The 11,064-nt window shown below is 75.6% G+C and carries 12 protein-coding genes; 6 read left to right on the forward strand and 6 right to left on the reverse strand.

Features of this window, described 5'->3' with window-relative positions:
• On the forward strand, positions 1-766 hold a 766-nt coding region (locus tag SJ20_RS09740), incomplete at its 5' end, for an RNA methyltransferase (protein ID WP_044659788.1).
• An 88-nt stretch (positions 767-854) separates the two neighbouring features.
• Here the strand turns inward: SJ20_RS09740 and SJ20_RS09745 are convergent.
• Both SJ20_RS09745 and SJ20_RS09750 read right to left on the reverse strand, forming a co-directional pair.
• Complete coding sequence (locus tag SJ20_RS09745) at positions 855-1,127, reverse strand: GlsB/YeaQ/YmgE family stress response membrane protein (protein ID WP_036315639.1); 273 nt, start codon at positions 1,125-1,127, stop codon at positions 855-857.
• A gap of 141 nt (positions 1,128-1,268) precedes the next feature.
• Entirely contained in the window at positions 1,269-2,591 is a 1,323-nt protein-coding gene (locus tag SJ20_RS09750) for an MFS transporter (RefSeq protein WP_044659789.1), read from the reverse strand.
• A gap of 56 nt (positions 2,592-2,647) precedes the next feature.
• Here SJ20_RS09750 and SJ20_RS09755 point away from each other — a divergent pair, with 56 nt between their 5' ends.
• Positions 2,648-3,160: a (deoxy)nucleoside triphosphate pyrophosphohydrolase gene (locus SJ20_RS09755; protein WP_041104197.1), complete on the forward strand. Its 513-nt coding sequence runs from the start codon at positions 2,648-2,650 to the stop codon at positions 3,158-3,160.
• A gap of 34 nt (positions 3,161-3,194) precedes the next feature.
• On the opposite strand, the gene SJ20_RS09760 is transcribed toward SJ20_RS09755, so the two are convergent.
• Positions 3,195-4,268 (reverse strand): Rv2578c family radical SAM protein, encoded by a 1,074-nt coding sequence (locus tag SJ20_RS09760; protein ID WP_041104195.1) that lies wholly within the window; start codon positions 4,266-4,268, stop codon positions 3,195-3,197.
• Between the two features lie 92 nt (positions 4,269-4,360).
• Here SJ20_RS09760 and SJ20_RS09765 point away from each other — a divergent pair, with 92 nt between their 5' ends.
• Positions 4,361-5,023: a hypothetical protein gene (locus SJ20_RS09765; RefSeq protein WP_044659793.1), complete on the forward strand. Its 663-nt coding sequence runs from the start codon at positions 4,361-4,363 to the stop codon at positions 5,021-5,023.
• Positions 5,024-5,068: 45 nt separating this feature from the next.
• Here SJ20_RS09765 and SJ20_RS09770 read toward each other — a convergent pair whose 3' ends face one another.
• Positions 5,069-5,518, reverse strand: a complete 450-nt coding sequence (locus SJ20_RS09770; protein ID WP_036383186.1) for a hypothetical protein — start codon at positions 5,516-5,518, stop codon at positions 5,069-5,071.
• Positions 5,515-5,922 carry a CHY zinc finger protein gene (locus tag SJ20_RS09775; RefSeq protein WP_044659790.1) on the reverse strand — a complete coding sequence of 136 codons (408 nt, stop codon included), beginning with the start codon at positions 5,920-5,922 and terminating at the stop codon, positions 5,515-5,517. Before SJ20_RS09775 ends, SJ20_RS09770 begins: the two co-directional genes overlap by 4 nt.
• Before the next feature lie 86 nt (positions 5,923-6,008).
• Here SJ20_RS09775 and pheS point away from each other — a divergent pair, with 86 nt between their 5' ends.
• The 3 genes from pheS to SJ20_RS09790 are packed head-to-tail and all read left to right on the forward strand — an operon-like array spanning position 6,009 to position 10,297.
• Complete coding sequence (gene pheS, locus SJ20_RS09780; RefSeq protein ID WP_012750956.1) at positions 6,009-7,091, forward strand: phenylalanine--tRNA ligase subunit alpha; 1,083 nt, start codon at positions 6,009-6,011, stop codon at positions 7,089-7,091.
• Positions 7,092-7,094: 3 nt separating this feature from the next.
• Positions 7,095-9,674 carry a phenylalanine--tRNA ligase subunit beta gene (gene pheT / locus SJ20_RS09785; protein ID WP_044659791.1) on the forward strand — a complete coding sequence of 860 codons (2,580 nt, stop codon included), beginning with the start codon at positions 7,095-7,097 and terminating at the stop codon, positions 9,672-9,674.
• 2 nt (positions 9,675-9,676) lie between these two features.
• Positions 9,677-10,297 (forward strand): 4'-phosphopantetheinyl transferase superfamily protein, encoded by a 621-nt coding sequence (locus SJ20_RS09790; protein WP_036337488.1) that lies wholly within the window; start codon positions 9,677-9,679, stop codon positions 10,295-10,297.
• An 18-nt stretch (positions 10,298-10,315) separates the two neighbouring features.
• On the opposite strand, the gene SJ20_RS09795 is transcribed toward SJ20_RS09790, so the two are convergent.
• Positions 10,316-11,064: M1 family aminopeptidase (locus SJ20_RS09795; protein ID WP_044659792.1), on the reverse strand; the 749-nt coding region annotated here is incomplete at its 5' end.

Here is an 11,064-nt window from a genome sequence, read left to right on the forward strand (position 1 = left end):
GGCGCTGCGCGCGCACCTGGGGGAGGGGCCGGCGGGCGCGGCGCGGCAGTGGCCGGCCGGTCGCGTCCTCACCCAGGTCTACGTCTCCGCCGGGCTCGCCGACCGGGACTCGGAGCTGGCGGCCCTCGTGGAGCGGGTGGCCGCCGACGGGCCCGACGGCGGCGAGCGGGTGTTCGTGCGGGAGGCCTCGGACGAGGTCCTGACGGCCATGGCGGACGCGGTGACGGGCCAGGGCGTCGTGGCCGTGGCCCGCGTCCCGGATCAGCCCGCCCTGGAGGACGCGTTCGACGGTGCGGCGCTGGCGGCCGTGCTGTGCCGCGTGCAGGACCCGGGCAACGCGGGGACGGTGCTGCGCGCGGCGGACGCCGCGGGCGCGGACGCGGTGGTGCTCACCGCCGGATCGGTGGACCCGTTCAATCCGAAGGTGGTTCGCTCCACCGCCGGGTCCCTGTTCCACCTGCCCGTGCTCGCGGGGGTGCAGGCGGAGGACGTGGCGGTGGCTGCCCGGGCGGCGGGTCTACAGGTGTGGGCCGCCGACGGCCACGGGTCCGATCGACTGGACGCCCTGTCCCCGGCGTCGCTGGGGGCGCGCACCGCCTGGCTGTTCGGCAATGAGGCCCAGGGCCTGGACGAGGCGGAGCTGGCCCTGGCGGAGCGCCGGGTGGCCGTGCCCCTCTACGGCGCCGCGGAGTCCCTGAACGTGGGCACGGCGGCCACGGTGTGCCTCTACGCCTCGGCGATGGCCTCGCCGACCACGCGGGACTGAACGCACACGCCAGAAGGGGCGGGGATCCGTGAGGATCCCCGCCCCTTCTGGGGTCGACCCGGCGGGTGCCGGGTCAGCCGATGTCAGCTCAGACGCGGGTGCCGCGGCGGCTGGTGATGGCCTGCCAGATGAAGGCCACGATGACGCCGCCGATCACAGACCAGATGAGCGTCTGCCAGCTGAACGCGTCGCCGAGCCCTTCCCCGCCGAGCAGGGTGGAGATCCAGCCACCGAGAACGGCACCCAGGAGGCCCGTGATGAGGGCACCCAGCCAGCCGGAGCCCTGTCGCCCCGGAAGAATCAGGCGAGCGATGGCACCGGCGATGAGGCCGATAATGATCCAAGCGATGATGGTGAACATGCTGATGTTCCTTTCGAGTTGCGGATGATGACGTACGGAAAGGAGCTTAGCCAAGCCGATTCCACCTGTGCCACCTCTGACGGCCCGCTACCCCTCGATCGCGAGGTCAGCCGCCCGTGGACCGAGCGCGCCGCACGCGATTCACACGGTGGCGGCGGAGGGGCCGTCGTGCGGGACGGCGCCGACGGCGGGGGTGCGTCGGACCAGCAGGAGCGCGAGGACGAGGCCGCCGAGGGCAATGGCGGCACCGATGAGCGGCGGGGTCCTCAGGGAGGCTCCGGCGCCGATCGCGGCCGCGCCGACCCAGGCCCCCATGGCGTTGGCCATGTTCAGTGCGGAGTGGTTCAGGGAGCCCGCCAACTGCGGCGCGGTGGGGGCGGAGTCCACCAGCAGCACCTGCAGGGACGGGGCGATCCCGGAGCCGCTGACGGCCACCAGGAAGAGGAAGACCACCATCACGGGCGCCCACTGCGCGGTCAGGCCGACGCCCAGAAGGAAGACGGCGCTGAGTGCGAAGCTCAGACGCAGCGTGCGCACCGGGTCGCGGTCCGTGAGGGCGCCGCCGACGAGCGTGCCGACGACCATGCCCACCCCGTAGAGGGCCAGGACGGCGGGCACCCACCGCTCATCGAGGCCGGACACCGTGGTCAGCAGGGGGGCGATGTAGGTGTAGAGGGCGAACATGCCGGCGAAGCCGAGGACGCCGACGGCCACCGTGGCCCACAGGCGCCCGGACGCCAGGCCGCGCAGCTCGCGGCGCACGGACGCCCCCTCGGGCGCCGGGACCGGCGGCACGAGCCATGCGGTGGCGGCCACGCACAGGGCCGCGCACGTCGCCACGATGACGAACATCCAGCGCCAGCCCGCGCTCTGGCCCAGGGCGGTGGCGGCCGGGACGCCGAGCACGTTGGCCACCGACAGGCCCGCCATCACCCATGCGACGGCCTGGCCACGGCGGGCGGGCCCGGCCAGGTCCGCGGCGGCCAGGGCGGCCGCCGAGAAGTAGGCCCCGTGGGGCAGGCCGCAGATGAAGCGGGCGGCCATCATGGTGGCCGCGTCCGGGGCGAGGAAGGCGGCCACGTGGCCCGCGAGGAAGAGCAGCATCAGCACGATGCTGGTGAGTCGTCGGTCCACCCGGGCGAAGGCGGCCGCCAGCAGCGGGGCGCCGACGACCACGCCGAGGGCGTACATCGAGATGAGCACGCCGCCGGCCTCCAGCCCGATGCCCAGGTCCGCCACGGCCTGGGGGAGCAGCCCCATGATCGCGAACTCCGTGGTGCCGATCGCGAAGCTGCCCAGGGCCAGCGCGAGGATGGCCGGCAGCAGACGCACGCGGCGGCCGCCCAGCAGCGCGCCGGGGCCCGTCGGCGCGGTCGGTGGGATGGACGGGTCCGGGCGCGTCGGACGCGGGGCGCGGGGGGAACGGTCGTGGGCGCCGTCGGCGGCGGGAGTGGGGGTGGGCACCGACCCAGCCTACGGACTCCGGTCTGCGGGGGCGGGGGCCTCGCTAGCCTGGGCTCATGACCTCCGCCACACCTGCTCGCCCCGTGCTCCCTGCCAGCCCGACGACGTCGCCCCGGGACGGTGCGCGACCGCGGCTGGTCGTGGGGCTCGCGCTGCTCGACGATGCGGCCGCGCCGACCCGCCTGCTGGCGGCCCGCCGCAGCGCGCCCGCCGCGCTGCGGGGACTCTGGGAGTTCCCCGGGGGCAAGGTCGAGCCGGGGGAGGGTGCCCAGGAGGCGCTGCTGCGGGAGTGTCGGGAGGAGCTCGGGGTCGCCGTGCGGCTCGGCCCCGAGGTGGCGGCGCCGGAGCCGGCCGGGTGGGAGCTGGCCAACGGCGCCCGGATGCGGGTGTTCTGGGGCGTCCTGGCGGAGGAGGGGGCGAGGCCCCGAGCCCTGCAGGACCACGATCTGCTGGCGTGGCTGCCGCTCGCCGGGCCGGGCGTGCGGCACCTGGACTGGATCCCGGCGGACCGGCCGATCGTGGCCGAGGTGCTCCGTGGCGCCGCCACGGCGTTCTCCGCGGGGCGCTGAGTCGACACGCGGCCGGCCGCGCCCCGCGGACCGGTCAGAACAGCGCGGGCTGCGCCGCCGGAGCGGAGGGCCGGGGTGCCGGGGTGCGCCGGGCCGTGGGACCGTCCTCGCGCCGGATGCCGTGGGCGCCGCCGCGGGCCAGGCCGTGCCGTGCGGCGGCCTCCCCGGCCACCCGGGTGAGCATGCGACGGTACGACTCGGGCGCGTAGGCGGACCGGGCGTACATCTGCTCGTAGCCGGCCAGCAGATCCGGGTGCTCACGGCGGATCCAGTCCAGGTACCACTCCTTCGCGCCCGGCCGCAGGTGCAGGGCGCCCGGCATGACGCGCGCGGCTCCGGCGTCCGCCAGCGCGCGCATGAGGGCGTCGATCTCGCGGTCCCCGTCCGTGAGCCACGGCAGCAGAGGCATGGCCATGACGGTGACGTCCGCACCCGCGGCGGCGAGCCGCTCGATCAGGCGCAGGCGTGCGGTCGGCGACGGCGTGCCCGGCTCGACCGCGGCGGCGATGGCGGGATCGAGCATCGCCAGGGACAGCGAGACCTGCACGGGCACCTGACGCGAGGCCGCCTGCAGCAGGGGCACATCCCGCGCGAGCAGGGTCCCCTTGGTCAGCACGGAGAACGGGGTGCCGGAATCCGCCAGGGCGCGGATGATCCCGGGCATCAGCGCGTAGCGGCCCTCGGCCCGCTGGTACGGGTCCGTGTTGGTCCCCAACGCCACCGCCTCGCGGCCCCACGTGGGCCGGGCGAGCTCGGCGCGCAGCACCTCGGCGACGTTGACCTTCACGACGATCTGCCGGTCGAAGTCGGCTCCGGCATCGAGCTCGAGGAAGGTGTGGGTGCTGCGGGCGTAGCAGTACCGGCAGGCGTGGGTGCAGCCGCGGTACGGGTTCACGGTCCAGCGGAACGGCATTGCCGAGGCGGACGGCACCGAGTTCAGTGCGGTCTTGGCGACCACCTCATGGAAGGTGACGCCCGCGAACTCCGGGGTGGTGACACTCCGCTGCAGGTCCGAGAGCGGCAGCAGGGCGGCGGAGCCGGCCGGTGTGCCGGCCGTCGCCCGCTGGGCTCCGCCCTCGGACCGCAGGGTCTGCGCTTCCCATCGCATGGCCAGAAGTAGAACACATGTTCGAATCGACCCGCAAGCGTGTTCGAGTCCGGGCGTGGCGCGGGCGCCCAGACGCGCCTACCGTGGTCGCCATGACCTCCCCTGCACCCGCCCCGGTAACCCGCGTCCTGCTCACGGGCTTCGAGCCCTTCGGCGGGGATGTCCACAACCCGTCGACCGCCGCCGCACGGGACGCCGTGGGCATCCTGGCGGACCGGGGTGTGACGGCCGAGGCGGTCGAGCTGCCGTGCGCGTTCGGCGCGGCCGGGTCTGCCCTGACCGCGGCCCTCGACCGGGTCCGGCCGGAGGTGGCGATCGCCGTCGGGCTGGCCGGCGGCACGGCGGCCGTCCGGGTCGAGCGGGTGGCCGTGAACCTGCAGGACGCCCGGATCCCGGACAACGCGGGGGACCAGCCCGTGGACCGGCCCGTGCGCGCCGACGGGCCCGCGGCCCTGTTCGCCACCCTGCCCGCCAAGCGTGCCGTCGCCGCGATCCGGGCGGCCGGCGTCGCCGCGGAGCCGTCCCTGTCCGCGGGCGCGTTCGTGTGCAACCACGTCATGTACGCCCTCCTCGACGCCCCCGGCACCGCCCGGGCCGCCGGCTTCCTCCACGTGCCGTGGGACGCCGAGCACCGCCCGACGCCGGACACCCCGGCGCTGCCCGCGGCCGACCTGGCGCGCGCGGTGGCCGAGGCCGCCCTGACGGCGCTGGCCGGCGGCCCCGACCTCGACGTCCCCGGCGGCACCCTGCACTGACCTCCCCGGGCCCCGGGTCCGCGTCGGCGCGACCGCCCGTGCCCGTCAGCGGCGCGGCCGCAGGCCGCGGACCACGGGCCGCTCGACGTAGCCGCCCAGGGCCAGGCCCGCGCGTCGTTCGAAGACGTTGCGCGACGCCGGGTCCCCGGTCCGCCACGTCGACCACGCCGCCGCGAGCGCGTACGCCGGCAGGAACGGCAGACCCAGCAGGAGGGCGTACTGGTCCGCATGGCCGGCCTCGTGCCGCCACAGCGCGGGCGTCATGCGCAGGCCGGGGCGGGTGAACACGACGTCGCCGACCGTGAACGCGGCCCCGCCCGGGAACCGGTGCGTCCAGCCGCGGGCCTCGATCAGTCCGTGCGGCCCGGGCCGCAGCGCGCAGCCGGCGACGACGGCGCCCACCAGCCCCAGTGGCGTCGCCAGGTTCAGCAGGTTCCACAGCCCGCGCGCCCGCACGCGCGCCGGAGGCGACGACCGGGAGGGGGCGGCGGTCATGGCTGTGCCGCGGGATCGGCCTCACCGGCGGGGGACCCGGACGCGGGGACGTCGAAGTAGAGCGGGGCATGGGCGGCGCAGCCCGGGTTGAACGGCGCCCCGCAGGCCGGGCACGCGGGATCGGCGGCGGCCTCGAGGGCGAGGTAGGCGGTCACGCTCAGCTCGGTGCGGCACACCCCGCACAGCACGTGCGGCCGGTCGAAGTCGCCGGCCGGCACCGGCACGGCCGGGTGGTCGGCGAGCTCCGCGTGGCAGCGGTGGCAGGACCAGTACGCGGGGCAGCAGGCGAAGCGCAGGGCGACGACGTCCCGCGCCGTGGCGTAATGGGCGCAGCGGGTCTGCGCGTCCAGGCCCACGCCCCGCAGCAGCGGGTCGGTGCCGTCGAGGGAGTCCGGGGCGGTCATGCGCCTCAGCCTAGGCCGAGCGCGCCCGGGGCGGACACTAGACTGACGGGCGTCCCACCGTCCCCCATGCGAAGGTCGTTGCCCTGATGACACCCAGCCCCGAGACCGGCGCGGAACCCACCGCGCCCGTGGCGGAGATCTCCCCCGTGGACGCGGAGGCGGTGGAGGCCGCCGTGCAGGCCGCGCTCGCCGCGTACGAGGCCGCGGCGGACCTCGATGAGCTCAAGGCCGCCCGCCTGGCCCACACCGGCGACCGGGCCCCCCTGACTCTCGCGAACAAGGCGATCGGCGCCCTGCCCAAGGAGCGCAAGGCGGAGGCCGGCAAGCTCATGGGCGCCGCACGCGGCCGCCTGGGCAAGGCCCTGGCCGCCCGCACCGAGGTGCTCGAGGCGGAGCAGGCCGCGCGGATCCTGCGCGAGGAGACGGTGGACGTGACCACCGCGGTCCGTCGCCGCCGCGTCGGCGCCCGTCACCCGCTCTCGCTGACGATGGACCGTGTCTCGGAGATCTTCGTCGGCATGGGCTGGGAGATCGCGGAGGGCCCCGAGCTCGAGTCCGAGTGGTTCAACTTCGACTCCCTCAACTTCGCGCCGGACCATCCGGCCCGCGAGATGCAGGACACCTTCTTCGTGGCCCCGGCCGAGGCCCACCTGCTGCTGCGCACCCACACCTCCCCGGTGCAGATGCGCTCCCTGCTCGAGCGGGGCGCCCCCACCTACGTGCTGTGCCCGGGCCGCACCTTCCGCACGGACGAGCTGGACGCCACGCACACCCCGGTGTTCCACCAGTTCGAGGGCCTGGCCGTGGACAAGGGACTGACCATGGCCCACCTGCGCGGCACCCTCGAGTACTTCGCCCGCCAGATGTTCGGGGCCGAGGCGGCCATCCGCCTGCGCCCGAACTTCTTTCCGTTCACCGAGCCCAGCGCCGAGCTGGACATCTGGCACCCCGGCGCCAAGGGCGGGCCCCGCTGGATCGAGTGGGGCGGCTGCGGCATGGTGCACCCGAATGTGCTGCGCGCCGCGGGCCTGGACCCGGAGGAGTACTCCGGGTTCGCGTTCGGCATGGGCGTGGAGCGCACGCTCATGTTCCGCAACGAGGTCCCGGACATGCACGACATGATCGAGGGCGACGTCCGCTTCTCCCAGCACTTCGGAATGGAGGTCTGATCCATGCGCATCCCCCTGGACTGGCTGCGGGAGTTCGTCCCCGTGCCCGCGGAGCACCGTGCCGAGGACGTGATGGCCGACCTCGTCCGCGTCGGCCTCGAGGAGGAGGACGTCCACCGTCCGGCCGCCGAGCTGCAGGGCCCGATCGTCGTCGGGCAGGTGCTCTCCAAGCAGCCCGAGCCGCAGAAGAACGGCAAGACCATCAACTGGTGCTCCGTGCGGGTGGTTCCCGAGGGCGCCGCCCAGCCGCTCACCGGCGAGGGCATCGAGCCCTCCGGCGTGCAGGGCATCGTGTGCGGCGCCCACAACTTCGAGGTCGGGGACAAGGTCGTCGTGACCCTGCCCGGCGCGGTGCTGCCCGGCGACTTCCGCATCAGCCCCCGCAAGACCTACGGGCACGTCTCGGCCGGGATGATCGCCTCCAGCACGGAGCTGGGCATGGGCGACGACGGCACGGACGGGATCATCGTGCTCGGCGACCTCGGGCTCGACCCCGAGCCGGGCACCGACGCCCGGGACGTCCTGGACCTGCACGGCGAGGCCGCCGAGATCAACGTGACGCCCGACCGCGGCTACGCGTTCTCGATGCGCGGCGTCGCGCGCGAGTACGCGCACGCCACCGGCGTGCCCTTCACGGACCCGGCCGCCGCCGTCCACCCGCCCGCGGCCGACGACGCCGGCCCGGCCGTCCGCATCGACGACGACGCGCCGATCCACGGCGAGCCCGGGGCCACCCGCTTCGTGGCCCGCACGGTCTCCGGCGTGGACGCGACCCGCCCGACCCCGCCGTGGCTGGCCGCGCGCCTGCGCCTGGCCGGCATCCGCACCATCTCCCTGCCGGTGGACATCTCCAACTACGTCATGTGGGAGCTGGGCCAGCCCCTGCACTTCTACGACGCGGACACGCTCTCCGGCGAGATCGTGGTGCGCCGCGCGCGGGCCGGAGAGACTCTGACCACCCTCGACGGCAAGGAGCGCGAGCTCGACGCGGAGGACCTGCTCATCACGGACGACTCCGGCCCCATCGGCCTGGCGGGCGTCATGGGCGGGGCCGCCACCGAGGTCACGGACGCCACCACCACGATCGTGGTCGAGTCCGCGAACTTCGACCCCGTGTCGATCGCGCGTACGCGGCGCCGGCACCGCCTGCCCTCGGAGGCGTCGAAGCGCAACGAGCGCGGCGTCGACTGGGAGATCGCCGACGAGGCGGCCGAGCGGGCCGTCCAGATGCTCGTCGAGCTCGCCGGCGGCACCGCCGAGCCCGGGGTCACCGACGTCGGGACGCGGCCGCAGCCGGCCGTCGTCGAGATGGCCGCCGACTTCCCCTCCGCCCTGGTGGGCGTGGCGTACACGACCGACGAGGTCGTGGTGACGCTGCGGGCCCTGGGGGCCGAGGTGACCGTCGCCGAGGCCGCCGCCGACGTCGCCCCGCGGCTGACCGTGACCGCGCCGTCGTGGCGCACGGACCTGCGCATCCCCGAGGACCTCGCCGAGGAGGTCGCGCGCCTGCGCGGCTACGACGCGATCCCCTCCGTGGTGCCCGTGGCCCCGCCGGGCCGCGGCTTCACCCGCCGCCAGGCCCAGCGTCGCCGCGTGTCGGCGGCGCTCGCGGCCGCGGGACTCACCGAGGTGCTGGCCTACCCGTTCGTCTCCGAGGAGCAGAACCGGCGTTTCGGGGCGGACTCGGACGCGCAGGGCCAGGCCCTGGCGATGGTGGCCCTGGCCAATCCGATCGCCTCCCAGTACCGGTACCTGCGCCTGTCGCTGCTGCCGGGCCTCGTCGAGACCGCGCGCCGCAACCTCGGACGCGGCTTCCGCGATCTGGCGCTGTACGAGATGGGGCTGGTCTTCCTGCCCGGCGCGCAGCTGGGCTCGGCGACGATCCCCCCGCGCGCGGTCCACCCCTCCGCCGAGGTCCTCGCCGACCTCGAGGCCGGCATCCCCGCTCAGCCGTGGCACGTGGCCGGTCTGTACGCCGGGCACGACTCGGCGCCCGGGCCGGACCACGACCCCCGCCCGGTGGACTGGCAGGACGCGATCGCCGGGGCCCTCGACGTGGCCGACGTCCTCGGCGTCGAGCTGACCGTCCGGCAGGGCCGGCACCACGCGTTCCACCCGGGCCGGGTGGCCGAGCTCGTCGTCGTGACCGAGCACGGGGACCGGGTGGTGGGCGTCGCCGGCGAGCTGCACCCGCAGTGGCTCGAGGCCGAGGACCTGCCCGCCCGCACGAGCGTGTGGGAGCTGGACCTGGACGCGCTGTGCGCCGCGGCCCCCGAGATCGTGGTCGCCGCACCGCTGTCCACGTTCCCCGTGAGCACGCAGGACGTGGCGCTCGTGGTGGACGAGGCCGTCGTGGCCGGGGACGTGCGCGCGACCCTCGCCGAGGGTGCCGGGGAGCTGCTCGAGGCCGTCGAGCTGTTCGACGTCTACCGGGGCGCGGGCGTGCCGGAGGGGCGGAAGTCCCTCGCGTTCTCCCTGCGCTTCCGCGCCCCTGACCGCACGCTCACCGCGGAGGAGGTCTCCGAGGCCCGCGCCGCGGCCACCGCGCTCGCGGCGCAGCGGCACGGGGCGGTCCAGCGCTGACCGTGTCCGTCGCGACCGGCCCGTGGGGCCTGACCTCGGCCGTCCCCGCCTCGGCGGGGGCGGCCGACGCCGTCTCCGCGCTGCTCGGTCAGGTGCGCACCGCCCTGACGGCGGCCTGGGGCGTGCCGGTGGGGCCGCTCGGGCTCCGGCACGCCTGCCCGCGCTGCGGCTCGGCCGCGCACGGCGTCCCCGCGCTGACCGGCCTGCCCCCCGGCCGGGTCGCCCTCGTCTCGTTCACGCGCGTCCGGATGCCCGGCACTGAGGACCGGGCTCGGATCGGGGCGTGGTGGGCGCCGGCACGGCCCGCCGACGGGCTCGGCCTCGGGGTGGACGTCGAGCGGGCGGACGCCGCGGCCTTCGCGGACGAGGACGGCCTGGGCGGGGTGGGCTTCTCGACGGCGGAGCGCGCCCGGGTGCGGGAGCTTCCCGCCCCCGAGAGGCCCGCCGCGCGGGCCCGGCTGTGGACGCGGAAGGAGGCGCTCGTGAAGGCCGCCGGCACCGGCTTCACGGGCGACCCCGCCGCCGTCGACGCACTGACCGTGCCGGCCGACGTCGTGCTGGTGGACCTCACCGACCGGCTGCCGGGCGGTCTCCTCGGGGCGCTGGCGCTGCGGGGCCGCTGAGTCGACCGCGCGGGCGCCTCAGCCCGGGAACGGCGGCAGCTCGGGCCGCAGCGTCCACGCGTCGAAGAGCTCGTCCACCTGCGCTCGGCTCACCCCGGCGTGCGGGGCCCACGCGTGCACGTGCGTGCGCAGCCCCAGGGAGTCGACGGTGCCGAACCGGTGCTCCCGCACCCAGGCGCGCAGCATGGAGCCGAAGAGGTCCGTGCCCAGCAGGTGCCGCAGCGCCTCCACGGTGAGCGCGCCGCGCTTGTACACCCAGTCCTCGAACATCTCCTCCGGCCCGGGCTCGGCCAGCGCCTGCTCCACCGGGTGCGCGGCCAGCTTCTGCCAGGCCCGCCGCGCCATCGAGGTGATGCTGGACCGCCCCGAGGCCTCGGCCCACAGCCACTCGGACCAGCAGGCGAAGCCCTCGTGCAGCCACAGGTCGGACCAGCGGCCCAGGGTCACGGCGTTGCCGAACCACTGGTGGGACATCTCGTGGGCGATCAGCCGCTCGGACTCCCACGAGCCGTCCAGGTGGTTGGTGCCGAACAGCGACATGCTCGCGGCCTCGAGCGGGATCTCGAGCTCCTCGTCGGCCACGACCGCGGTGTAGTCCTCGAATGGGTATGGCCCGTAGGCGTCGATGAACGTGGCCATCATGGCCGGCTGGGGGGCAAGGGCCCGGAGGGCCCGCTGCTCGGTCCGCGGGGAGACCACGAGGCGCAGCGGCGGCAGGCCCTCGGCGGGAGGGGCGGCGTCCACGAGCCGGTAGCGGCCGATCTGCA

The organism is Micrococcus sp. MS-ASIII-49 (assembly GCF_000946635.1).
GTDB classification, from domain to species: Bacteria; Actinomycetota; Actinomycetes; order Actinomycetales; family Micrococcaceae; genus Micrococcus; species Micrococcus luteus.

Excerpts from the sequence above, each read along its gene's own strand:
- SJ20_RS09775 (WP_044659790.1), bottom strand. The coding sequence starts at position 5,922 with ATGACCGCCCCGGACTCCCTCGACGGCACCGACCCGCTGCTGCGGGGC.
- SJ20_RS09755 (WP_041104197.1), top strand. The coding sequence starts at position 2,648 with ATGACCTCCGCCACACCTGCTCGCCCCGTGCTCCCTGCCAGCCCGACG.
- SJ20_RS09770 (WP_036383186.1), bottom strand. The coding sequence starts at position 5,518 with ATGACCGCCGCCCCCTCCCGGTCGTCGCCTCCGGCGCGCGTGCGGGCG.
- SJ20_RS09745 (WP_036315639.1), bottom strand. The coding sequence starts at position 1,127 with ATGTTCACCATCATCGCTTGGATCATTATCGGCCTCATCGCCGGTGCC.
- SJ20_RS09765 (WP_044659793.1), top strand. The coding sequence starts at position 4,361 with ATGACCTCCCCTGCACCCGCCCCGGTAACCCGCGTCCTGCTCACGGGC.
- pheT (WP_044659791.1), top strand. The coding sequence starts at position 7,095 with ATGCGCATCCCCCTGGACTGGCTGCGGGAGTTCGTCCCCGTGCCCGCG.
- SJ20_RS09760 (WP_041104195.1), bottom strand. The coding sequence starts at position 4,268 with ATGCGATGGGAAGCGCAGACCCTGCGGTCCGAGGGCGGAGCCCAGCGG.
- pheS (WP_012750956.1), top strand. The coding sequence starts at position 6,009 with ATGACACCCAGCCCCGAGACCGGCGCGGAACCCACCGCGCCCGTGGCG.